Below are 22,881 nucleotides of genomic sequence, written 5' to 3'. Positions count from 1 at the left end.
CTTCGCCACGTTGCAACATCTTATTATCTGCATCGTCTTTGTTACGATTATCGCTGAATGCGATAATTTTGGCTATGCCTTTTTGTAAAACTTTTTTCTAAATATACAGTAAAATTGAGGGTTTTAGCCGATTGGTTACATTAGATTTAACCAAGAATTAACAGGATGTAGAAAATAATTTTAACAATTTGCATTGCAAGTTAAGTAATAGTAAATTCACGCCACTAAAAAATAAAATCGATGGAAGAGAATAATACGGTAGATATTGCTTCAATCAACCAGAAAATAGAGCAAGAATCAGCATTTGTGGATATTCTTAAGCTCGAAATGAATAAGGTAATCGTAGGTCAAAAACACATGGTGGAGCGATTGCTTATTGGGCTTCTGGGGCAGGGCCACATTTTATTAGAAGGGGTGCCAGGTTTAGCTAAGACTTTAGCGATCAACACGCTTTCTAAGGCAGTTCACGGAAGTTTTAGCAGAATACAGTTTACACCAGATCTTTTGCCTGCGGACGTTATCGGTACATTAATCTACAATATTAAAGAAAACGATTTTTCGATTAAGAAAGGGCCTATTTTTGCCAACTTCGTTTTAGCAGATGAGATTAACCGGGCGCCTGCAAAAGTACAAAGTGCTTTATTAGAGGCGATGCAAGAGAAACAGGTAACCATTGGGGATGAGACTTTTATACTTGATAAGCCTTTCTTAGTAATGGCTACACAAAACCCAGTTGAGCAAGAGGGTACGTATCCATTACCAGAAGCTCAGGTCGATCGTTTTATGCTTAAAACGGTGATCGACTATCCGAAACAAGAAGAAGAACAGCTTATTATTAGGGCTAACCTTAAAGGATCTTTTGAAAAAGTAAATCCAGTCGTGTCTTTAGAACAAATTCTAACAGCTCAGCAAGCGGTTAGAGAAGTGTATATGGATGAAAAGATAGAAAAGTATATCCTTGATATTGTTTTTGCAACACGTTATCCAGAAAAATTTGGTTTAGAGGAAATCAAACCGCTTATCAGTTTCGGTGCATCACCTAGGGGTAGTATCAATTTAGCCACAGCAGCTAAATGTTACGCCTTTATTAAACGAAGAGGATATGTAATTCCCGAAGATGTTAGAGCGATAGTACACGATGTATTGCGCCATAGAATTGGAATCACTTATGAAGCGGAAGCTGAAAATATATCTTCAGTTGATATTATTAATAAAATAATCAACGAAGTAGAAGTTCCATAGGATTTCTGTTTTGAAGTACAGTATTTGATAAAAGTTATTTAGTGATAGCTGAAATACAAATCGTAAACCCTGTTGATGGATACTAAAGACTTATTAAAGAAGGTTCGCAAAATAGAGATAAAGACAAGACGCCTCAGTGATCATATCTTTGGGGGCGAATATCACTCTACTTTTAAAGGAAGAGGAATGACCTTTAGTGAGGTGCGACAGTATCAGTTTGGTGATGATGTACGAAACATTGATTGGAACGTCACTGCGAGATATAACGAACCATACGTTAAGGTGTTTGAAGAAGAAAGAGAATTGACCATGATGCTTATGGTTGATGTTTCTGGATCCCAATTTTTTGGTACACAGCAGCAATTTAAAAAAGAAATACTTACAGAAATTGCAGCTACATTAGCGTTTTCTGCTACTCAAAATAATGATAAGATTGGCCTTATTCTTTTTACGGATCAAATAGAACTGTATATCCCTCCAAAAAAGGGAAGATCACACGTATTGAGAATTATTAGAGAACTTTTGGAGTTTGAACCGCAAAGTAAAAAAACCGATATCACAGAAGCACTTAAGTTCTTATCCAATGTAATGAAAAAAAAGGCCATTGTTTTTATTCTCTCCGATTTTATCACCGATGCGTATCAGCATACGCTTAAAATTGTAGGTAACAAACACGACGTAACCGGGATAAGGGTATATGACCAAAGAGAAGAAGCAATACCCAATCTAGGGATTGTGGCTATGGAAGATGAAGAAACGGGTGAGCATATGTTGGTAAATACTGCTTCTAAAAAGGTAAGAACTAAATACAGTGAATATTATCAAGAGCGTGTAAATTATTTCAAGGAAAGTTTTACCAGAAGTAGATCGGGTGCGTTGAGCAGTAGAGTAGATGAAAGTTACGTTAAGAAATTACTTGGTTATTTTAAGGCAAGAGGATAAAATTGAATGGTTAGTATGATAAAGTACGAGGTACGAAATAAAGGTATACAGCTAAAACTACCAAGAATAGGTAGTTTTATGCTATTACTATTTAGTTTTCTTTTATTGGCACCATTGACCGTGACTACAGCACAGGTCAAAGCTACTATAGATTCAACTTCTATACTTATTGGGCAGGAGATACGATATACTATGCAGGTCGAAGCAGATGCGTCGGAATTGGTCGTTTTTCCTGAAGGGCAAACCTTTCAACCGCTAGAGGTTCTCGAAACTTTTAATACAGATACGCTAAAAAATGAGGCTAAACATATTCTTACCAAAGAGTATGCATTGACACAATTTGATTCAGGATCCTACACCATACCCAGACAAAAAATACTAATTGCTGACAAAGTTTTTTATACAGACTCCTTAAATGTTGAGGTACGTAATGTAGTAGTGGATACTACCAAACAAAAAATGTATGCGATAAAACCTTTGGTAGAAGTTGACCCACCCTTGTCCATTGATTGGATGAAATGGTTGTTATGGATTGGTATTCCACTATTAATTGCAGCAGCTATTGTCTTTATCCTGTTGAAAAGAAAGCAGATAAAGAATAAAAAAGAGGAAGATTTACCGGCCTATGAGCGGGCTATGCTCTCTTTACAACGCATAGATAGCTCGCAATTGCTAGAGCAAGATTCGCATAAGGAATATTATTCGCAATTAAGTGACACAGCTCGGAAGTATATTGATGAAGAAGTTTATGATCATGCTATGGAAAGCACCACAGATGAGCTTATTCAACGCTTGGATCAGGAAATTAAAACAGGTTCGCTTAAGTTGGACAAAGCAACTATTGAAGAATTAAAACAGGTATTAAAAACTGCTGACCTCGTAAAATTTGCGAAATCCAGACCGGATATCTTAAGTGCTAAAAAAGATAGAAAGACCATTGAAGAGGTGATCACTAAAACGAAAGAAGCCATACCAGAACCTACCGAAGAAGAATTATTGGCAGATGAGGAGTTTAGAAAAACGCTTCAGGAGAAACGTCGAACCAAGAGAATACTAATTGGGTTTTTTGCATTTTTTGGAGCCTTTTTAATAACCTTGGTCATATTTATAGCTGTAAAGGGGTATGATGTGGTAAAGGATAACATTTTGGGTCACCCAACCAAGGAATTGGTTGAATCAGAATGGATAACCAGTAGCTATGGTACGCCACCTGTAAGTATTTCCACACCAAAGGTGTTAATTCGCAATGATTACAAAATGACTGAGGAACAAAAGCAAGTGCTTAAGGGTAACGAAAGCTTTGTTTATGGAAGTATCTTAGGCAACTTTTTTGTAACGGTTTCTACAGTAAGTTATAAACAGCAAAATGACGTTGACTTAGAAAAAGCAGTAGAAGGTACCGTGGGTTACTTAGAAAGTAAGGGTGCTAAGAATATTACTGTAAAAAATGAAGAATTTGAAACCTTAGGAGGCGCTAAGGGGATAAAGGTCTTTGGTAATTTTCAAATTAAAAATAGCACTACTCAAGAGACGCAAAAAAATGAATATGTGATCCTCAATTTTGCAGAACAAGGCGGTTTTCAGCAAATTACCATCACTTTTGATGAAGAGGATAGGTATGCTGAGGACTTAGTAAATCGAATTATAAATTCAGTGGAATTAAGAAACAACGAATAAATCATGTTTGACAAGTTTACATTTGAAAATCCTGAATTCTTTTGGTTGTTACTTATACTACCTGTAGCAGTGGCCTGGTATATATGGCAAAGAAATAAACAGCAAGCAACACTTAAAATATCTTCGATAAAAGGATTTAAAGCAACCCCAAGTATCCTTGCTAAACTGAGGCCTGTTTTATTTGTATTACGATTGATCGTATTAAGCTTAATCATTACTGCACTAGCAAGACCACGAACCGTTGATATCTCTACTAAGACAAAAACGACCAGGGGTATAGATATTGTTATGGCCATAGATGTTTCTGCTAGTATGTTAGCTAAGGATTTACGACCAAATCGGCTAGAAGCTCTAAAGGATGTGGCAGCGGAGTTTATCGGAGGTAGACCTAATGATCGAATAGGGTTGGTTGTCTATGCAGGAGAAAGTTTTACTAAAACCCCAATAACCAGTGATAAAGCAATTGTATTATCCTCGTTAAAAGAAGTGAGGTATGATAATATTTTAGAAAATGGTACAGCTATAGGGATGGGTTTAGCTACATCGGTAAATAGATTAAAGGATAGCAAAGCAAAAAGTAAAGTAATCATTCTGTTAACCGACGGGTCTAATAATGCTGGTTTTATTGATCCTAAAATAGCCTCTGAGCTAGCCGTTGAATATGGCATTAAAACCTACACCATTGGTTTGGGTACTAATGGAATGGCCTTAGCACCGGTGGCAATTCTGCCCAACGGATCCTTTCAATACGGTAGGGTGCAGGTAGAAATTGATGAAGAATTGCTAAAGGAAATTGCCAAAGTAACCGGTGGAAAATACTTTAGAGCGACCAACAATAAAAAATTAGAACAAATTTATGAAGAGATAGATAAGCTGGAAAAGACAGATGTAGAAGAGTTTAAGTTTTATAACTATGAAGAAAAATTTCGACCACTAGTACTCCTAGCAGGGCTGTTATTGTTTGTGGAGTTTTTATTGCGCTATACATTATTTCGTAGTTTTATTTAAAACACCAATGGCAAATAGGAGTTTCACCTATTTCGCAACTAAATAAGAAAGAAGGCACTATGTATTTACTTGAAGAGAAAATATATTTCTGGTTGTTATTAAGCATACCTTTTTTGTTGGTGCTATTTATCGCCATGTTGATTTGGAAAAAATCGGCTCAAAAAAAGTTTGCTGATCAAGAATTACTAAAGCGATTAAGTCCTAATAGGTCCACTTTTAAATCTATTTTAAAAATCATCGTGGTAAGCCTGGCGCTTGCCAGTTTGGTAGTTGCATTAGTGAATCCTAAAATTGGTACTAAGCTCGAAACGGTAAAAAGAGAAGGAGTTGATATTGTTTTTGCTATCGATGTATCCAAAAGTATGCTTGCAGAAGATATTGCACCGAGCCGATTAGAAAAAGCTAAACAATTAGTTACACAGATCATTAATAATTTAGCAAGTGACCGTATTGGAATTATAGGCTATGCAGGTAGTGCTTTTCCACAGTTACCGATAACTACGGATTATGGATCTGGTAAGATGTTTCTTCAATCTATGAACACAGATATGATTTCCTCTCAAGGTACCGCAATAAATGAAGCCATCGAATTGGCAAAAACATATTATGACGATGAGGAGCAAACTAACAGAGTGCTATTTATTATTAGTGATGGAGAAGATCATCAGGGTAACACAGGCAGTATTGCAGAAGAAGCGGCAGCTCAAGGTATAAAAATTTACACCATCGGTGTAGGATCTGCAAAAGGAGGTCCCATACCGATCAAGCAAAATGGTATTGTACAACAATACAAGAAAAATAGTCAGGGAGAGACAGTGATCACCAAACTAAACCCGACAATTTTGCAGGAAATTGCAGAAGAAGCAAATGGCACATACATTGATGGTAGAAGTACAGATAAAGTGGTTACGCAAGTCACTGAAATACTGCAAAATATGGATAAAAAAGAGTTTGAAGCCAAGCAGTTTGCTGATTTTAAGGATCAGTTTCAGTGGTTTTTGGGGATGGGATTAGGGTTACTATTTTTAGATATTTTCTTCTTGGAACGAAGAACATCGTGGTTAAAAAAGTTGAATTTATTTAATGAAGAATAAATAAAATGAAAAAGAAGCTGTTCTACATCATCATAATTTGTTGCTGTTCATTAGTAAATGCACAGGAGGATAAAGCATTGAAAAAAGCTGCAAAAGAAGCAACAGCATACATTGCGAATGGAAACGAATTATTGGTAGAAAACAATAATTTTCCAAAAGCTGAAGGAGAATATCGCAAAGCTATAGCAAAGAATCCAGAAAGTACCGTTGCTAAATATAATTTGGCTAATGCTTATTACAATTCTGAGAAATATGATGAAGCCTTAAATCGCTATACAGAGTCTACTAAAGTTGCTACCTCCAAAGAAGCAAAACATAAGGCTTTTCATAACCAGGGTAATACCTATATGGAGCAGAAAAAATATAAAGAAGCTATAGAAGCTTATAAAAATGCCTTACGTAATGATCCTACAGATGATCAAACCCGATATAATTTAGCATTAGCTAAGAAAATGCTGGAAAAACAACAACAGCAAAACGACCAAAATAAAGATAAAGATCAACAAAATAAGGATCAAAACGAGGACGAAAATAAGAATCAGGACAATAAGGACCAGAAAGAAGGCGACAATAAGGAAGATAAAAAAGACAAGGAAGGCGACCAGGACGATAAGGGCAAAGAAGGTGATGAGGATAAAAAGGAGCAAGGGGATAAGGATAAAAATGAAGAGGGTAAGCGAAAGGATGATCAAAACAAAGATCAGAAGGATGGAGAAGGGGATAAAAAGGAGCAGCAGCAACCTAAGCCGGTTCCTGGTCAGTTATCTCCACAGCAAGTAAAAAACTTGTTAGAAGCAATGAGCAACGAAGAAAAGAAAGTCCAGGATAAGATCAATGCAGAAAAAGTGAAAGGTGCTAAAGTAAAAACAGATAAAGATTGGTAATTTCTACCACGATAAACGAATAAAAAGACTAAAATGAAGTTGAGGTTAATTTTACTTACAATCCTATGGCTAGCCGGGCAGATCGGTATAGCTCAGGTTACCTTTGAAGCTAAGGTAAGTAAAGAAAAACTTGGTGTAAATGAACGACTTAGAGTAGATTTTGAAATGAATCAAGATGGAGACAATTTTAGGCCACCAAGTTTTAGCGGTTTTACGGTTGTCGGGGGCCCCAACCAGTCCATCAGTAATTCTTGGATCAATGGTAAACGATCGTACTCTAAAACATTTAGTTACTTTTTAGCTCCAAATAAAAGAGGAAAGTTCACTATTGGGCAAGCCACCATTGAAATAGATGGAAATACGTATAAAACAACTCCGGTTAATGTAGAGGTAACTGCAGCCGTAGATAAACCAAAGGATGGTAATGATGCGGACCTAACCGCGAGTGAAAACCTGCACCTCGTTGCAGAAATTTCTAAAACAAATCCCTACATTAATGAAGCTATCACTGTGGTGTATAAGCTTTATGTAAGTCCACGAATAAGTGTAAGCAATTGGAAAGAGCTCGACAGTCCCAAATACAGTGATTTTTGGAGTCAGGCAATTGACATGAAACAATTAAAAATCGAAAACGGCGAATACGATGGAGAGCCTTATCGATATGTGGTATTACGAAAAACAGTGTTGTATCCACAAAAAACAGGAAAGTTAGATATTGAACCGTTGACACTGAGCATAGCGGTTGATGTACCTACGAATCGACGTGATATTTTTGGTGGAAGATTGTACTCTACCGTCAACAAACGTGTGGCAGCAGGTAATAAAACCATTAATGTGAAACCTTTACCACAAAACGGTAAGCCGGCAGATTTTAATGGAGCTGTGGGCTCTTTTGATTTTCAGGTAAAAACCAACAAAACAGAGCTGGATGCAACCGAATCTTTGGAGGCAAAAGTAGTGGTTAGCGGTAATGGTAATCTAAAACTCTTCGACCTACCTTCATTAAGTGTTCCTAGTGGAATCGAACAATATGAACCTGAACATAATGAAATGGTGAGAACTAACTTAACGGGTATGGCAGGGTCAATTTCGGACACCTATACTTTAGTTCCACAAGCTAAAGGTAAATATCCAATACCATCCATTTCTTTTTCTTATTTCGACCTTAAAACGGAGACTTATAAAACCATTACTTCCGATGAGGTTATTATTGATGTAAAAACAGGACCGGATCGCTCTACTTCTATAACAAATACAAATAGTAATGCTTCTGTCAATAAGCAAGTAGTTACCCAGCTAGGGAATCAATTTAGATTTTTAAAGTTGGAGGCTAACCTGGAGCCTAAGGGTGCTGATAAATTTTTTGGGTCGACAGCATATTGGCTTGCCGTAACTACACCCTTATTAGCGATACCTTTATTTCTGTTTTTTGGAAAGAAAAGAGAAGAAAGACGAAATGATGTACGTGGAAATCGTATTCGTAAGGCAGATAAACTGGCTAGAAAATATTTATCAGAAGCGAAAAAGAATTTAGGTAACCAAAAGGAGTTTTATATTGCTATGGAGCGTGCATTACACAATTACTTAAAAGCAAAGCTTCATATTCAAACTAGTGAAATGAGTAAGGATCGAATAAGCAGGTTGCTCAAAGACAAAGAGGTAGACGATGCGATAAGCATAGAATTCATTAGTTTATTGGAGAGTTGTGAATTTGCAAGGTATACGCCTTCATCAAATTCAGCAATGGAACAAGACTATAGCAAGGCATCGAGAGTCATTTCATCATTAGACAGACAACTATAAAAAAAGACATGATGAGACATTTACTAATTTTAATCCTTTTTTTGGTTAGCACAACAATCAGCGCACAAGAGGAAGATAGATTTCAAAAAGCAAATCAACTATATAATCAAGAGCAATATCAACAAGCTATTGCTACTTATAAAACGATATTAGATTCTGGTAAGGAATCTGCAGCGCTATATTATAATTTGGCGAATGCGTATTACAAGCAAAGTAATATTGGACCCAGTATTTATTATTATGAAAAGGCTTTGCAATTAGCTCCTGATGATGAGGATATACAGAACAATTTAGCTTTTGCTAAAAATTCTACTATCGACAAAATAGAAGTAATGCCGCAAGGTTTTATTGCTAAGAGTATAGATAAAGTTACCTCAATTTTTAGTATTGATGGATGGGCTTGGGTTTCTGTTAGCGGAGTAATCTTCTTTGTTGTGCTGTTCTTGCTTTATTTTATAGCCGCCAGTTCTGTAAAAAAGCGATTGTTTTTTATTGGTTCCTGGGTGTTTCTTGGGGTGGCATTAATCGCTGTTATTTTTGCCTATCAACAATATACTTATCAAAAAAACAACAAGTTTGCAATTGTCTTTACACAAGAAGCTAATGTGAAAAGTGAGCCTAATTTAAGGAGTGAAGCTATTTTTCAATTGCACGAGGGGACTAAGCTTCAAGTAACGGATACGGTAAATAATTGGAAGAAAATAAAATTGGCTGACGGTAAAATTGGTTGGATTCCATCTGCGGATATAAAAGAACTTTAAGAAAATTTTAAAATTTAAAACGGATTTAACGGTTTTTGAAAGTAATACTATTATCTTTGGTAGACCAAATAAAACCGTTGATAAACAAAAAACACATAGCAAAATTTTTAATTGTCATTGGCATAGCCTTAACAATTGTTAACTATGGAGTGAACCTGATTTCATTTTATAGTAATGAAGAAGTTGCGTTTATAATAGATGGTACAGAAGAAAATTCAGAACCGGTAGAAAAAGAAAGTTCTGAAAAAGAAGATACTAAGGATAAGGATAAATTTTTTCAATACGGTACAAAGGCTGCAGATGATAGTGATACCGTTAAAACGCACCAATTTTCCTACAATAGCTTAACAAACACTTCAGTATATCTCGAATTTGCTACTCCTCCTCCTGAAGGCAGTATAGTTTAGTAAATATAATGGGTTACGCCATTATATGTAGTTTCACCTCAATTTAGTAATATAAAAAGTAGTTGTAGATGTACCTAACATTTCCAATTACTAAAATTCTTTTTCATATCATGAATTATATCAAATATTTAAAAAACGACATACCAGCTAGTATAGTAGTTTTTTTCGTTGCATTACCTTTATGTTTAGGTATTGCATTAGCTAGTGGCGCTCCACTATTTTCGGGCTTAATTGCTGGGATTATTGGGGGTATTGTTGTTGGAGCATTGAGTGGCTCTCAAATTGGGGTTAGTGGACCCGCTGCAGGTTTAGCGGCAATTGTTTTTACCGCAATTGGAACCTTAGGAGGTTTTGAAAACTTTCTTGTGGCAGTAGTCCTTGGAGGAGCTATTCAGATTCTTTTTGGTGTGTTACGTGCCGGAATCATTGGTTATTATTTTCCTTCTTCAGTGATAAAGGGAATGTTGACAGGGATAGGAATTATCATTATTCTAAAACAAATCCCTCACTTTTTTGGATATGATGCAGATCCAGAAGGAGATTGGGCATTTTTTCAGGTTGACGGTGAGAATACTTTTTCAGAGATTTTAAATGCTATTAACGCTATCAGTCCAGGTGCTACTATAATTGCGATCATCGGTATGGCCATATTAATCTTATGGGATCGAGTTTTGACTAAAAAGGCTAAAATTTTTCAGTTAATTCAAGGGCCATTGGTTGCTGTGGTGGTCGGTATTGTTTTTTATGTATTAACCAAAGACACACAATTATTTGCTATTTCCAAGGAGCATCTAGTAAGTGTTCCTGTACCAGAAGATGTAGATTCCTTTATTGCTCAATTTAGCTTTCCTAACTTTTCAGTGATAGGAAATCCCGAAATTTGGATAACGGCGTTTACTATAGCCTTGGTAGCAAGTTTAGAAACGTTATTGTGTGTTGAAGCTACTGATAAATTGGATCCGGATAAACGTGTAACACCAACTAATAGAGAGCTTTTAGCTCAGGGAGCAGGAAATGTAATCTCTGGGTTTATAGGAGGACTACCTATTACACAGGTTATTGTTCGTAGTTCTGCGAACATACAATCCGGTGGTAAGACAAAAGTATCGGCTATTGTTCATGGATTTTTTCTCTTAATTTCAATTATTATCATTCCAACTTTATTAAACAAGATTCCTCTATCAGTACTAGCTGCCATTTTATTTTTGGTGGGTTATAAATTGGCGAAGCCGGCATTGTTTAAGAAAATGTACTTGTTAGGTTGGAAACAATTTGTTCCTTTTATGGTTACCGTTGTAGGAATAGTATTTACGGATCTTTTGATCGGTATTTCTTTAGGATTAGGTGTAGGTATCGTTGTGATCTTAATTAAAAGCTACCAGAATTCTCATTTTTTACATATAGAAGAAACTGATAATGGAATGGATATAATAAAAATGACGTTAGCAGAAGAAGTAACGTTTTTTAACAAAGGGGCTATTTTAAAAGAACTAGATAGATTATCTGAAGGGACATATCTTACCTTAGATGTATCCAAAACAACATATTTGGATAATGATATTATAGAAATATTAGAAGACTTTTCGCAAAAGGCTAAAAATAGAGATATAACTATAAAATTGATTTCACAACGGGGGACAGTAGAAAACCCTGAAAGCTATATTGATTTCTTTAACCTAAATCCAAAAAAAGTAAAACCAGTTTAACACAACCTAATTGATCAGAACGAATTAGGTTTGACACGCAAAGTAAAATAAAATGAAAGCACATACTAAAGAGACACAATCGACTATGACTCCTGATAAAGCATTACAGTTTTTACAGGAAGGAAATGAACGATTTCAGAATAATCTTAAAGCAAATCGAAATTTGTTGGAGCAAGTCAACGAAACCAGAGATGGGCAATTTCCATTTGCTACGATATTGAGTTGTATTGACTCTAGAGTATCGGCAGAATTAGTTTTTGATCAGGGCTTAGGAGATATTTTTAGTGTTCGGATCGCAGGTAATTTCATCAATGAAGATATCTTAGGTAGTATGGAGTTTGCTTGTAAATTAGCAGGAACCAAATTGATTGTGGTGTTAGGCCATACCAGTTGTGGTGCTATTAAAGGTGCTTGTGATGATGCCAAGTTAGGTAATCTTACCACTATGCTAAGTAAGATAAAGCCTGCGGTAAAAGCTGTAGAGGAACCCAAAGATGAGAGCCTACGAAACTCTAAAAATTTGGACTTCGTGGATAATGTAGCAACTAAAAATGTTTTATTTGCTATAGAAAATATCCGAAGACAAAGTCCGATTCTTCAGGAGATGGAAGAAAATAAAGAAATCAAAATTGTAGGGGGGATGTATGATATCAGTAATGGTAACGTTACATTTTTTGAATAGTGAAGCAATTATGATATGAAAAATAACCGGTGTAATTTTTACATCGGTTTTTTTTAGTACAAAATCATAGGACATTATTAAAAAGACTTTTTATTTTAGAAGGAACCTAACTTGAAAATATACATCATGATGAAAAGCTTGTTTTCTAACATTAAGGGCGATGCCTTTGGTGGATTAACCGCAGGAATTGTTGCATTGCCATTAGCATTAGCATTTGGGGTTTCCTCAGGTCTTGGACCTAGTGCAGGGCTGTACGGTGCCATTTTTATTGGGTTTTTTGCCGCACTATTTGGTGGTACCAGTACCCAAATATCAGGCCCTACGGCACCGATGACTGCTGTGAGTATGGTAGTAATTTCGGGGCTGATTGCTACTTACAATGGAGATGTAGAAGCTGCTTTACCAGCTATATTAACTATTTTTCTTTTAGCCGGGGTATTTCAGATTGGGTTAGGAGCTGCAGGTTTAGGAAAATATATCAAGTACATTCCATATCCTGTGATTTCAGGTTTTATGACGGCTATTGGTTTAATGATTTTAATAACACAAATCTTACCGGCAATTGGGTATTACCCAAAAGAAGATAGTGAGTTCATAGCAACACTTGTGGAACCTGCGAAGCAGAACTTGTTAGAAAAGACCATACAAGAAGATGTAGAGGAGGGTACACTTACCTTAACTAATTTCAGTGCTACCATTGATGAAGTAGGGAGTTTAGATGAAAAGGATATTGAAGAAGAGGCAAAGGCACTCGCAGCGTCGGAGTCTTCGGGGGTGATTGGTGCAATAAACAGTATGCCAAGAGCAATACAAAAAATAAACTATCTAGAACTGATTCTTAGTTTAGTTACGATACTAATTATTTTTGGTTTTAAGCGTATTACCACAGCAGTACCTAGTACTTTAGTTGCCTTATTAGCCGTCTCCGGTGTTGCGTATGGTTTTGGATTAGACTATAGACCCATTCAAGAAATTCCATCGGGTTTTCCTGAGATCAACTTTGCCATATTTACCAATTTTTCTTGGAGCTCGATTTCACCATATATCCTTACGGCTTTATCGCTTTCTTTTTTAGGTGCCATAGACTCACTACTGACTTCGGTGATCGCGGATAATATGACGAAAACAAAGCATAATCCTAATAGAGAATTAATAGGGCAGGGAATAGGGAATAGCATTGCTGCATTTTTTGGTGGGATCCCTGGTGCTGGTGCGACAATTCGAACAGTGGTTAATATTAACGCCGGTGGTAAATCCAAACTTTCGGGTATGATTGCAGGGATACTCTTGTTAGTTGTATTACTTGCCTTGGGAGAAGTAGCGTCGCAAATTCCTGCTGCAGTTTTGGCGGGGATATTAATAACCGTGGGTATCGGAGTAATGGATTACAAAGGATTGAAAGCCATCCCAAAAATGCCAAAATTCGAAGTAGTGATTATGTTATTGGTCATGGTACTTTCTATTTTTTGGAACCTGGTATACGCTGTTGGTATAGGTTTGGTATTAGCTTCCTTGATTTTTATGAAAAAAATGGGAGAAGTTACGGCCAGTTTATCCAGAGTAGACTCCTTTAAAGGGCTGTTAGCCACAAAGCCAGAGGAGGAGGAAGCCTGGAGCGATGAGCTGAACATCGATGACGCACTAAGAAAAAAGCTATTCATTAAACATCTTCATGGACCTGTATTTTTTGGGTTCACTAGTGAGTTACATGAAATGGCTAAACAAATACCAGATACAGCTTCGGTGATTATCATTCGAATGGATTTAGTACCCTATATTGATCAGACCGGTGTATATGCCTTAGAGGATATAATATTTGACTTAACAACTAATGGAAAACAGGTTAGTATTATTGGATTGCAGGAGCAGCCAGACTATCTCATGCGAAAAATAGATATTATTCCCGATTTAATACCAGAGGATTTGTTATTTGATGATTTTAAAAGTTGTGTTGCCGCGATTGTGGAAAGGTAAAATTACCTATCCAAATCAAGCTTCCTTTGTTGTGGTAGTTTCCGTATGCTTAGGTACTTCTTTTAAAATTGTCGGCAGTATCATAGGAGCAAGTTTGCGTACGGGTTGATAAAGAATGGAGTTCGCTTTCGTCTCTTCTTCTATAAAGGTGATTTTTTCGTTAATAGCATCTACAAACATGAGGATAACGCTAGCAATAAAAGCAAACTTTAGCAATCCAAATACAGCACCTAATAGTTTATTGAGGATACCCAAAGCAGCATAATCTGCAATCTTGGTTAAAATCCTTCCTAATAAAGAGATGAGTACTACAACTAAAATGAATGTGATAGCAAATGCGGATAGTTTTACCGCATTTTCTTGCCAATCTACGTATTGTTTTAAGTAGTCTCCCACCACATACGAAAAATGTATTGCGATATAAACCCCTGCGATCAAGGCAATCAAAGAAGCTAAAGAAACAAATAAGCCTTTCATTAAACCTCGAATTAATCCCCAGAGTAAAAGGATGCCTAAAATAATATCAAGATAATTCATTGACACTGTATTGAGGATCAAATATAAGAAATAGATGGTAGCCAAAACCATCTATTAGGTGTGTTCCTAGTCTAGTTGCTAATTCAAACTATTTTTTCTCCTTTTTCTTTCGTTTTAAATACCATCTCAGACCAACTAGTAGTAAAATCAGGATGAGAATGAAAGGCCAGATATTGGTAAGCACTACAAAAAACCATATAAAATTTTCCCAGCCGTTTTTAAAACCATTTTTAAATTTACTACCAAAGGCGGTTTCTGTTGCTAATGTTTTGTAAAATGTTAAGTGTATTGTAGCAAAGGAGACTTTATTTTTAAGATAGTTTAACCTGCCTTCCATAGCTTCAATATCCGCGCGTAACTCCCCTATTTGTTTTTCAACCTCTAACATTTCCGTCACACTATTGGCTTTGGTTAATAACTCTAAATAGCGGGTCTCCAGCTTCTTTTTATTAGCAATCCGAGTCTCTACGTCCAAAAATTCTTCGGTAACATCCTTAACTTTTATTTCCTTAGTATCAAATTGAGAAACTCCAGCCGTAGCGGAGTTCAATAAATTGTCAAAATCTGCTGCAGGTACTCTAATAACTAGTGCATTGCTTTTTCGATCGGTGTAGTTATATTCTTGATCTGAAGAAATGTAAGCATTATATTTCTTTATGGCAGCAAGAACCTGCTTTCGTGTTTCAGGAATACTTTGGGTTTCAAACGCAATAGTCCCTTCTTTGATTAATTTTCGACTGACCGCTTCTTTTGCAGTGGATTCCACATCATTTTCATAAGCGGTTTCAAAAGCTTGTTCTATGGGATATTCTTCTGTATAGCTTTCAGGCGTATTGTTACCACAGCTTAATGTAACGAATAAAAATACTACTATTGATAAATACTTCATAATAAAAAAATTAAAGCGATGCATAGATAACTGTTTTAAAAATAAGTTGTTACAAATTCTGTTCCAGACTTGGTTTTCAATAATCAATATATTTTGAACATAGATTTACTTAGAAGCTGTTTGTTGATTAAACTTTTCATCGAGTAGATTCCACAGTTCAGCATATCCGTCATCATGGCCTAGATAGGATAAAGCCACCCCGCCCAGATCATTCTGATTTACAAAATCATATTTTGCTGCTAAGGTTTGTGGATTGTCAAACCATAGTTGTAGTTGACTTCCATCAACAACCATCTCAATATACGCACTTTTTGCTAACGAATCATATTTTACCTTTTGTGGGTAAGCATTCTTAATATTTTTATACGTCAAGTACTTCAAAAATGTAGCAGCTTGTGTACTATCAGTCTTTTGAGTTATCTTCCATAAACTGCCATAGTAGGGTACGGATAGTATTAGTTTTTCTTTAGGTACCCCCAATGCCAAATAGTTTTTTACTGAGGAGCGGATACTGTTTTTTTTGCTTCGTATTGGTGCGACAGGTCCGACGGTATTATTTTCTGTATCCCAATATCCCTTTTCAGATAAAATAAAAGAGTCTACATATTGATTTAAACTGTAGATATCCAGGTAATTTGGTTGTACAGCGGGTAGTATAATTAACAACTCTTGATCAGGCTTTAATTGGCAAGCCAAAGAAATCATATACTTCGTAAAACCAGCTGAATCATTTGTGTCGAGGTTATCAAGATCAAAAACAACTCCATCAGCCTTGCGGAGGTCTAATAAATACTGAATATTAGTAATGCTTTTAGTCATTATTGTTTTATTTTTTAATAAAGCTGAGGGTGAAAGTGATTCTTTTGCTTCACTAAGATGACGCAACTGAATAGTTATATATACCTTGCCGCCTTTGGAGAGCATAGAGTCAATTGTGGTGGTTTTCTCCCAATTGTTTAGCGCTAATAGTTCTCCGCTCGCTGGATCAAGAGCAACCGAGGTATATGCTAAAGCAGATAATTGATCGTAATCATACCGTTGATGCAGGCCTTCATTTTGATAGGGGTGAAAGCCGATTACTTTTTTATGATGAGGTGTCGTAGTAACCTTTATATCTTTACTGTCTTTTTTTTTACAAGAAACGATGCCAATTGCTAGTAGAATGAGTAGTAATTTAAGTAAACGCATAGAAGCTTTGTTAAGGAGTTTTTACTATGATTTTTTTGAAATTTCATATTAATCCGGAACACGAATACTGCCATTAATCCAGCAACTAAAATGAATAGTTTTACCGGTCATTCCAGATTGTGTAACCTCTTCTTTTGATGGTGCTCTGCTGCTATAGGAGCGACTTGCCTTGATGGCTTCATTTTGAAGACCTGGATCTACTTGTTTTGCCAAGGCTGCAGTTTTTGAAGCTAACCAGTATACTGCTCTTTTTGCAAAAGTGGAATCACCACAAGCATTGGCACTACGAGCATATAAATTGGCGATTAATAAGTAAGCCTTACCTAATGAAGGCTGATAACTAAGTGCTATCTGAGCAAAATTTCTTGAATTCTCTAACTGATTTAGATTTTTATATTGATTGGCGATAGCTAATGCAATTTGTGCTCTATCATAATTATTATTAGCGTCTCTAATCGCTTTTTGATAATAATTTAATGCATTAGTAGGGTTGTTTTTTTTATGGTAGAGTAGGCCTAAATAAAAAACACTGTTAGCGGTAGGTGGATAATACTGCAATGGCATTACTACTTGATCAAATAGTGCGGTATTTGTGCATTCTTTTTTATAAAGCCAAGTCGCTGCACGGACTAACCACTCGGGATCATTCTTTTTGGATTCAAGGTTTTGACTGTATAATTGCATAAGCTTGTTACAGTCTGCTATACTACCCAACTTACCTTCCATTGACGCTTCAACCTTATTATAGTTTGATTTCTTCGCTCTTGCCTGCTTTAAATCTCGTTGCTCTCTTCGATTGAGTATCCCGTTTTGTTCTTTGGAAAGTAAAGGATCAATAATGGTTAGTTGCTTTTGTTTCTCATGATCGATTTTATCCATAACCTGATCATAGATATCCAAAATCTCTTGTAAACTCTTTTGCCGGTTGCGATATAAATCTATCGCTGAAGCTATATAGAGATAAAGTCCTTTTGGATTATTAAAACCGGCTAGATCTTTTTTAAAGGCCTGGTCTAAAATTTTATAAATTGATTGTGTATCAGCGCTGCTATTATCATAAAGAAGAATTGCCTTATCTGTGGCAGTGCTAGCTAAGGTGTATTTCTTAGGGAAATATTTGTTGGCATCATTATAAAGCCCAACCAACTCTGTAATGTAATTTTTTTTCAATGAACCACCCGACGTTTTTATTTTGTGCTGTAGAATTCGTTCACCATAGACGTAAGTGGCGATATGTATATCTGGGCAGGTAGTTCGGACTTGTCGCCAAGGTGTAAATGCCGCTTCGTAGTTTTTCACTTTTGCGTGTTGCGTAAAGAGGGATAGGTTTTCCATACAAACTGGATTGTTTACTTGAGAATAAGCAACTACACCTATACATAATTTGAAAAAGAACAAGATCTGATTTTTCATTTTTGAATTTTAATAGAAACACAGCCTATCAAGCTAGTAAGCGAGTTACATTTTGGTTAGATGAATATTGCAGATCTGGGAATCGATGTATCCAATTACACTAAGATAATAGAAATCTGGATATATAGATATAAAAAAACGAGGTTCTATGAACCTCGTTTATCCAAGTTTAGTTATAGTTGAGTTAGTTGATGGTTGGTGTTAACTTGGCTAATATAATGTTTACGATGGTATAGCAATCATTTGCTGCTCTTTAAGTCGATCCAATACATGTGCCGTTATTTAAACAATTCAAAATCAAAATATTAATAATAAACTAAAAATACATGTTGTGTAAAATTTACACAGTTGTGTATCCTAATACACATATTTTGACGGTTTAGGTAGAGAATTTAAAAATTATGCTGAGATATAAGGTGTCTCCACTATCTTTGTCAAAAAAAAGCTATGGCAAGGGATGAAAAGTTAAAAGAGCGATGGCAAAATTTGATCAGCAAATTATCACATCAGTTTGCCGAAGGTGAGGATTTAGATCTTGATGGTGTTATTTACTTAATCGGCGTTCAGGAGTTAGGACAAATTCATCGTCGTTTTAAAAAAGATGAAAAGCTGGATTTGATGCATATTGCCATTTGTAGACTTTTGGAGCCCTATGGATACTACGAGTTTGATTATATTGATGAACAAGGCTGGCCACATTATAAAATAAAAGAGCAACTACCAAATCTTAAAGCAGGGGAGCAGTCGGTCTTAATGAAAGAAGCTATCGTTAATTATTTCCTCGAAGCGCAATTTATAGAATAGTTTGTAATATCATTTCTTTAGTTCAAACACAACAATGAAGGTAATTTTTTTGATAAATGATCTTGTTGCTCCCAATGATTCCGGGCCGATCTATAAAGAGACGGATATGGGTAGATTACCTGTTGAACCTTTCAACACCTTTAGTAATCTATTTTTTTTGGGTATTATACTCTATTTTTCAATTAAACTATACAAAGAGCTAAAGGATCATACTTTTATCGCTCTATGCTTACCGGTAATGTTGATTAGTCTGGTTGGTGGGATGACCTATCACGGTACCCGAAGTCATCAATTTTGGCTGTATCTGGATTGGGTGCCTATCATGCTATTATGTGCTGCGGTAGTAATTTATTTTATTACCAAATTAACACCAATCTGGTGGAAGAGATTGTTAGCCATAGGATTAATACTATCGATTTCTTTTGCTATACGTAACCTACCTTTTCCTAAAGGGTTAAGAATTTCCATAGGCTATGTGGTCACTGCGTTGACCGTTTTAGTCCCTATTGTTACGTATTTAGTATACACTAAAGGAAAAAATTTGAAATGGGTGGTGGCTGCTTTTGTAATCTTTGGGGTAGCCATTTTATTTCGGTCAGTCGATAAAATTACTGACCTCGAATTATTTTATATGGGCACCCATTGGTTATGGCATCTGTTCGGTGGCTTAGCCGTATTTTGTTTAATGCAATATATCTATTTGGATAATTTGAAGCGAAAACCGCTTGATAAGAACTGAAAAAGCTTTTCGTAATACGGTAATTTACCCTAAATTTGCCCTTCCATTAAGCGAATCAAAATGATTGATAAGATTAAAGAATACATTGCCGAAGTAGAGGATTTTAAAGCAAAATCTAAAGAAGAAATTGAAGCTTTTAGAATTAAATTTTCAGGAAAGAAAGGTTTAATTAATGATTTCTTCGCCGAGTTTAAGAATATTGCCAATGATCAGAAAAAAGAATTTGGGCAAGCTATCAATGCCTTAAAAAATGCTGCAGAGCAAAAAGTAAAAGAGCTTAAGGACGAAATAGAATCTCAAGAAGAAGAGAAGGGAATTTATGGGGATTTAACCCGCCCTGGGGAGCCTATTGAAATCGGAGCTCGACACCCAATCTCGCTGGTTAAAAATAAAATTGTAGATATCTTTTCGCGTATTGGATTTAACGTAAGTGAAGGTCCAGAGATCGAAGATGATTGGCATAACTTTACAGCATTAAACCTACCAGAATATCACCCGGCACGAGATATGCAGGATACGTTTTTTATTCAAACCGATCCGGATATATTATTACGTACACATACCTCTTCGGTACAGGTGCGCTATATGGAGAATAAAAAGCCTCCGATCAGAACCATATCACCAGGTCGTGTATACAGAAATGAAGCGATTTCTGCCAGATCACATTGTTTCTTTCATCAGGTGGAAGGATTGTATATTGATAAAGGCGTTTCCTTTGCAGACCTCAAACAGACCTTACAATATTTTACTACCGAGATGTTTGGTAAGTCAAAAATACGATTACGACCTTCTTACTTTCCCTTTACAGAGCCTAGTGCTGAGGTGGATGTATATTGGGGCCTAGAGACCGAAACTGATTATAGGATGACCAAAGGTACCGGTTGGTTGGAGATTATGGGTTGCGGAATGGTTGATCCTAACGTGCTAAAAAACTGTGGAATTGACCCAGAAGAGTACAGTGGTTTTGCCTTTGGTATGGGAATTGATCGCATTGCTTTACTGCAATATGGCATCTCAGATATCAGAATGCTTAGCGAAAATGATTTACGCTTTTTAGAACAGTTTAAGTCTGCTTTTTAATCAATACTGATCACATTCTTTTGAAAAAAGATATAGAAATACCGGTTGTCAAAGATGTATACGTGGCGGTAGTGCACGAATGGAATGCTGAGTTTTTATCCCAAGATTGGAATGCTTATTTGATTAACGATAAAGAAATACCTATTGAAGGTGTACTTGTCGTTACCAAAGGCTATCAAGGGGATAGAAAAACGTCTCTTCTTCGCCATGGGCTTGGAACGGTTGCCGCAAAATCTGCTGCTAAAATTGAAGTTATTCAAGAAGAGCTACTAGCCTTTACCAATGAATTTACGGTAACCTTCTTTGCAGAGGGTAAATTGTATGATAAAAAATACATCTTCAGAAAGCATAGCATTAACGAAAATGCCATGCAAGAATTACCGGTCTTAGATCAGAGAGGTGTTTTGGTAAAGTAAATGATTTCCTAGGTTTACTTTTTAATACATAGCTACACTAATGAGTACGGTGGCTAAGATGTTTAGTCATTAGTGCATCGTTTAGCACTACACTCATTTTTTAATCTAAATACTATGTATTATGAAAACAACACAATCAATCACTTGTATCACTTTGCTAATACTTTTATGTTATTCTTGTACAGAAGAGTCTATAATAGAAGTTGAAGAAAACCAAACTGCTGTAGAACAGCAAATAGAAGCTAAAGGACCCTCTGGAGAATTCTGCAGATTTACCTTACAGTTATATGCCAAGAAAGTTACCCACCCGGTATCCGGAAGGGCAACTTGTCAATACGATCCGCTGAATAATTGTGTAATTATGGATTGTCTACCCAATCCATTTATACAAATAGAGCCTCCATTAATCTTAGTAAATCCGTGTAAGATCATACCTTGTGATTGGAACATTCAAGATCCCTGGGAAGTATTGAAGTTCTTAAAACCAGAATACCTGGTCTCATTTAAAGACAGGTATCCAATAGATCTTAATCCTAAAGAACAAATGGTACCTATTCGATTAACTGAAAATCTACTTGTATTGCAGACGTACAAGGAGCATCCTGCAATTAAAGATATGGCAGTTTCATATAATCTTGATTACGTCAGTGGAGAACCAAACCCGCAACCCAATATTTATTTTAAGTTAAAAAATAACATTAAACTAGATCCGGAGATGTCAAAAATGCTAAATACAGGTTTAAACCTCATAAAATCAGGTAAATACCCCGTGATTTATAATAAAAAAGAAGGTACTTTTAACATTATAATCAGACTAAGTAAAGGATAATACCCACGCTAAGAAGTATCCTAAACAATATACTCCCCTAAGACCAGCAAACCAACCGCTGGTCCTAGGGGATTTTTTTAATCTTAAAACCTAATTATTATGAAAAATTCATTTTTAATAGTAGCGTTAGTAACGCTATGCCTGTTAAGCGCTTGTGATAAAGAAACAATCGATGAACAACAACAAGTACAATCTATAGATGAAGAGATCGTTGATCTTGAAAGTACATTAGCCAAAATTCATGGCGGAATATGTTATTATTATGTAAAGAGAGGATTAAAAATAAGTGGAAGATGTTATTCTGGTTTTCCGAGTATCTGTCAGATTTATCGAATCTGCATACCAGATATCATCTTTGATCCTTGTTATATAATTCCTTGTTGGATAGATATTTTGGATCCCTGGATTATTTATGAAAAAATCAATCCAAGAGAATTTCTATCATTTAGAGATAAGTTAGAGTTAAAAATTAATCCAGAAGAACAGGCGGTTCCTTTTGCATTGAACGAAGCCGTCGCAGGATTACAGTTCTATCAGCAAGAAGGCTTTTTTAAAGGGAATACTCTAGTGCTAGAAGAAGCGATGATACTGGATGCAGAAACGTCTAGAGAATTGGGGTTACACGGCAATGTGGTACAGCCAGGTAGATATCCTGTTATTGCCAATGAAGAAAATGGAACCTTTAACGCAATACTGGCGGTAGAAAAAGGCTTTGAAAGATAAGCACCTTATAAAATGGTTGGTAGAATCCCTCGGTTGAGGGATTTTTTGTGTTGTGGCATCACCGTAAAAAATACGTATAAATA

General features: G+C 36.0%; 22 protein-coding genes. 18 read left to right on the top strand and 4 right to left on the bottom strand.

Annotation, left to right across the window (positions count from 1 at the left end):
• Positions 1-240 precede the first annotated feature (240 nt).
• The 12 genes from EV197_RS02060 (at position 241) to EV197_RS02005 (ending at position 14,180) form a co-directional block, all read left to right on the top strand.
• Positions 241-1,242, top strand: coding sequence for an AAA family ATPase (locus EV197_RS02060; RefSeq protein ID WP_130285075.1), 1,002 nt, complete (start codon positions 241-243; stop codon positions 1,240-1,242).
• A 75-nt stretch (positions 1,243-1,317) separates the two neighbouring features.
• A complete protein-coding gene (locus EV197_RS02055) occupies positions 1,318-2,184 on the top strand; it encodes a DUF58 domain-containing protein (RefSeq protein ID WP_130285074.1) in 867 nt (288 codons plus the stop codon).
• A 15-nt stretch (positions 2,185-2,199) separates the two neighbouring features.
• Positions 2,200-3,861 (top strand): cytochrome c-type biogenesis protein, encoded by a 1,662-nt coding sequence (locus EV197_RS02050; protein WP_130285073.1) that lies wholly within the window; start codon positions 2,200-2,202, stop codon positions 3,859-3,861.
• Positions 3,862-3,864: 3 nt separating this feature from the next.
• Complete coding sequence (locus EV197_RS02045) at positions 3,865-4,869, top strand: vWA domain-containing protein (protein ID WP_130285072.1); 1,005 nt, start codon at positions 3,865-3,867, stop codon at positions 4,867-4,869.
• A gap of 59 nt (positions 4,870-4,928) precedes the next feature.
• Positions 4,929-5,963, top strand: a complete 1,035-nt coding sequence (locus EV197_RS02040; RefSeq protein WP_130285071.1) for a vWA domain-containing protein — start codon at positions 4,929-4,931, stop codon at positions 5,961-5,963.
• Positions 5,964-5,968: 5 nt separating this feature from the next.
• Positions 5,969-6,847, top strand: coding sequence for a tetratricopeptide repeat protein (locus tag EV197_RS02035; protein WP_130285070.1), 879 nt, complete (start codon positions 5,969-5,971; stop codon positions 6,845-6,847).
• Positions 6,848-6,880: 33 nt separating this feature from the next.
• Entirely contained in the window at positions 6,881-8,650 is a 1,770-nt protein-coding gene (locus EV197_RS02030) for a BatD family protein (RefSeq protein ID WP_130285069.1), read from the top strand.
• 11 nt (positions 8,651-8,661) lie between these two features.
• Positions 8,662-9,411 (top strand): SH3 domain-containing protein, encoded by a 750-nt coding sequence (locus tag EV197_RS02025; RefSeq protein ID WP_130285068.1) that lies wholly within the window; start codon positions 8,662-8,664, stop codon positions 9,409-9,411.
• Between the two features lie 35 nt (positions 9,412-9,446).
• Positions 9,447-9,818 (top strand): hypothetical protein, encoded by a 372-nt coding sequence (locus EV197_RS02020; protein ID WP_130285067.1) that lies wholly within the window; start codon positions 9,447-9,449, stop codon positions 9,816-9,818.
• Positions 9,819-9,928: 110 nt separating this feature from the next.
• Positions 9,929-11,524, top strand: a complete 1,596-nt coding sequence (locus tag EV197_RS02015) for a SulP family inorganic anion transporter (protein ID WP_130285066.1) — start codon at positions 9,929-9,931, stop codon at positions 11,522-11,524.
• A 52-nt stretch (positions 11,525-11,576) separates the two neighbouring features.
• Positions 11,577-12,206, top strand: coding sequence for a carbonic anhydrase family protein (locus EV197_RS02010; protein ID WP_130285065.1), 630 nt, complete (start codon positions 11,577-11,579; stop codon positions 12,204-12,206).
• Between the two features lie 129 nt (positions 12,207-12,335).
• The gene (locus EV197_RS02005) at positions 12,336-14,180 is read left to right on the top strand and encodes a SulP family inorganic anion transporter (RefSeq protein WP_130286171.1); all 1,845 of its coding nucleotides are present in this window, start codon (positions 12,336-12,338) and stop codon (positions 14,178-14,180) included.
• A gap of 15 nt (positions 14,181-14,195) precedes the next feature.
• Here EV197_RS02005 and EV197_RS02000 read toward each other — a convergent pair whose 3' ends face one another.
• The 4 genes from EV197_RS02000 to EV197_RS01985 form a co-directional block, all read right to left on the bottom strand.
• The gene (locus EV197_RS02000) at positions 14,196-14,717 is read right to left on the bottom strand and encodes a CvpA family protein (protein WP_130285064.1); all 522 of its coding nucleotides are present in this window, start codon (positions 14,715-14,717) and stop codon (positions 14,196-14,198) included.
• An 88-nt stretch (positions 14,718-14,805) separates the two neighbouring features.
• Positions 14,806-15,606 carry a DUF4349 domain-containing protein gene (locus EV197_RS01995; protein ID WP_165388976.1) on the bottom strand — a complete coding sequence of 267 codons (801 nt, stop codon included), beginning with the start codon at positions 15,604-15,606 and terminating at the stop codon, positions 14,806-14,808.
• Positions 15,607-15,711: 105 nt separating this feature from the next.
• Positions 15,712-16,794: a glycosyl hydrolase family 18 protein gene (locus tag EV197_RS01990; protein WP_130285062.1), complete on the bottom strand. Its 1,083-nt coding sequence runs from the start codon at positions 16,792-16,794 to the stop codon at positions 15,712-15,714.
• A gap of 48 nt (positions 16,795-16,842) precedes the next feature.
• Positions 16,843-18,207: a hypothetical protein gene (locus EV197_RS01985; protein ID WP_130285061.1), complete on the bottom strand. Its 1,365-nt coding sequence runs from the start codon at positions 18,205-18,207 to the stop codon at positions 16,843-16,845.
• A gap of 447 nt (positions 18,208-18,654) precedes the next feature.
• Between EV197_RS01985 and EV197_RS01980 the strand changes: the two genes are divergently transcribed.
• The 6 genes from EV197_RS01980 (at position 18,655) to EV197_RS01955 (ending at position 22,798) form a co-directional block, all read left to right on the top strand.
• The gene (locus EV197_RS01980; RefSeq protein ID WP_130285060.1) at positions 18,655-19,011 is read left to right on the top strand and encodes a hypothetical protein; all 357 of its coding nucleotides are present in this window, start codon (positions 18,655-18,657) and stop codon (positions 19,009-19,011) included.
• Between the two features lie 34 nt (positions 19,012-19,045).
• Positions 19,046-19,750: a hypothetical protein gene (locus EV197_RS01975; RefSeq protein ID WP_130285059.1), complete on the top strand. Its 705-nt coding sequence runs from the start codon at positions 19,046-19,048 to the stop codon at positions 19,748-19,750.
• 60 nt (positions 19,751-19,810) lie between these two features.
• The gene (pheS, locus tag EV197_RS01970; protein ID WP_130285058.1) at positions 19,811-20,830 is read left to right on the top strand and encodes a phenylalanine--tRNA ligase subunit alpha; all 1,020 of its coding nucleotides are present in this window, start codon (positions 19,811-19,813) and stop codon (positions 20,828-20,830) included.
• 20 nt (positions 20,831-20,850) lie between these two features.
• The gene (locus EV197_RS01965; RefSeq protein ID WP_130285057.1) at positions 20,851-21,246 is read left to right on the top strand and encodes a hypothetical protein; all 396 of its coding nucleotides are present in this window, start codon (positions 20,851-20,853) and stop codon (positions 21,244-21,246) included.
• A gap of 121 nt (positions 21,247-21,367) precedes the next feature.
• Positions 21,368-22,075, top strand: a complete 708-nt coding sequence (locus EV197_RS01960) for a hypothetical protein (protein WP_130285056.1) — start codon at positions 21,368-21,370, stop codon at positions 22,073-22,075.
• Between the two features lie 99 nt (positions 22,076-22,174).
• Complete coding sequence (locus EV197_RS01955) at positions 22,175-22,798, top strand: hypothetical protein (RefSeq protein ID WP_130285055.1); 624 nt, start codon at positions 22,175-22,177, stop codon at positions 22,796-22,798.
• The last annotated feature ends 83 nt before the right edge of the window (positions 22,799-22,881 follow it).

Source organism: Aquimarina brevivitae (assembly GCF_004216895.1).
Taxonomy (GTDB): domain Bacteria; phylum Bacteroidota; class Bacteroidia; order Flavobacteriales; family Flavobacteriaceae; genus Aquimarina; species Aquimarina brevivitae.
The sequence above is the reverse complement of the archived record's forward strand: the minus strand, read 5'-3'. Positions and strand labels throughout refer to the sequence as shown.

Coding starts and splice junctions, on each gene's coding strand:
- EV197_RS02060 (WP_130285075.1), top strand. CDS start 241: ATGGAAGAGAATAATACGGTAGATATTGCTTCAATCAACCAGAAAATA.
- EV197_RS02055 (WP_130285074.1), top strand. CDS start 1,318: ATGGATACTAAAGACTTATTAAAGAAGGTTCGCAAAATAGAGATAAAG.
- EV197_RS02050 (WP_130285073.1), top strand. CDS start 2,200: ATGATAAAGTACGAGGTACGAAATAAAGGTATACAGCTAAAACTACCA.
- EV197_RS02045 (WP_130285072.1), top strand. CDS start 3,865: ATGTTTGACAAGTTTACATTTGAAAATCCTGAATTCTTTTGGTTGTTA.
- EV197_RS02040 (WP_130285071.1), top strand. CDS start 4,929: ATGTATTTACTTGAAGAGAAAATATATTTCTGGTTGTTATTAAGCATA.
- EV197_RS02035 (WP_130285070.1), top strand. CDS start 5,969: ATGAAAAAGAAGCTGTTCTACATCATCATAATTTGTTGCTGTTCATTA.
- EV197_RS02030 (WP_130285069.1), top strand. CDS start 6,881: ATGAAGTTGAGGTTAATTTTACTTACAATCCTATGGCTAGCCGGGCAG.
- EV197_RS02025 (WP_130285068.1), top strand. CDS start 8,662: ATGAGACATTTACTAATTTTAATCCTTTTTTTGGTTAGCACAACAATC.
- EV197_RS02015 (WP_130285066.1), top strand. CDS start 9,929: ATGAATTATATCAAATATTTAAAAAACGACATACCAGCTAGTATAGTA.
- EV197_RS02010 (WP_130285065.1), top strand. CDS start 11,577: ATGAAAGCACATACTAAAGAGACACAATCGACTATGACTCCTGATAAA.
- EV197_RS02005 (WP_130286171.1), top strand. CDS start 12,336: ATGAAAAGCTTGTTTTCTAACATTAAGGGCGATGCCTTTGGTGGATTA.
- EV197_RS02000 (WP_130285064.1), bottom strand. CDS start 14,717: ATGAATTATCTTGATATTATTTTAGGCATCCTTTTACTCTGGGGATTA.
- EV197_RS01995 (WP_165388976.1), bottom strand. CDS start 15,606: ATGAAGTATTTATCAATAGTAGTATTTTTATTCGTTACATTAAGCTGT.
- EV197_RS01990 (WP_130285062.1), bottom strand. CDS start 16,794: ATGCGTTTACTTAAATTACTACTCATTCTACTAGCAATTGGCATCGTT.
- EV197_RS01985 (WP_130285061.1), bottom strand. CDS start 18,207: ATGAAAAATCAGATCTTGTTCTTTTTCAAATTATGTATAGGTGTAGTT.
- EV197_RS01980 (WP_130285060.1), top strand. CDS start 18,655: ATGGCAAGGGATGAAAAGTTAAAAGAGCGATGGCAAAATTTGATCAGC.
- EV197_RS01975 (WP_130285059.1), top strand. CDS start 19,046: ATGAAGGTAATTTTTTTGATAAATGATCTTGTTGCTCCCAATGATTCC.
- pheS (WP_130285058.1), top strand. CDS start 19,811: ATGATTGATAAGATTAAAGAATACATTGCCGAAGTAGAGGATTTTAAA.
- EV197_RS01960 (WP_130285056.1), top strand. CDS start 21,368: ATGAAAACAACACAATCAATCACTTGTATCACTTTGCTAATACTTTTA.
- EV197_RS01955 (WP_130285055.1), top strand. CDS start 22,175: ATGAAAAATTCATTTTTAATAGTAGCGTTAGTAACGCTATGCCTGTTA.